At 62.2% G+C, this 246-nt stretch carries 1 protein-coding gene; it reads left to right on the forward strand.

What is annotated here, in order from left to right; translation table 11 throughout:
• The coding region (locus tag SB753_RS40230) for a sigma factor-like helix-turn-helix DNA-binding protein (protein ID WP_410805570.1) at nucleotides 1–246 on the forward strand (246 nt) is incomplete at both ends.

Consider the following 246-nt stretch of genomic DNA (forward strand, 5'->3'; position numbering starts at 1 on the left):
CCGTCTGAGAAATGTGCAGCGCGAGCGCGAGTCTCAGGCGACCGGCTGGCTGCCTGAGCCGTGGCTCGACGAATTCGCGCCATCGGCTGAAGAACTTGCGCTGCGTGCGGCGGAAATGTCCTACGGCGTGATGCTGTTGCTCGAGCGTCTCAAACCCGACGAGCGCGCCGCGTTTGTGCTGCATGAAGCGTTCGATTGCGACTACGCGGAGATCGGCAGGATTCTTGAACGTAGCGCGACCAGTTG

The sequence above is a fragment of the Paraburkholderia sp. SIMBA_053 genome (genome assembly GCF_046534895.1).
In the GTDB taxonomy this organism is placed as follows: Bacteria; Pseudomonadota; Gammaproteobacteria; order Burkholderiales; family Burkholderiaceae; genus Paraburkholderia; species Paraburkholderia caledonica.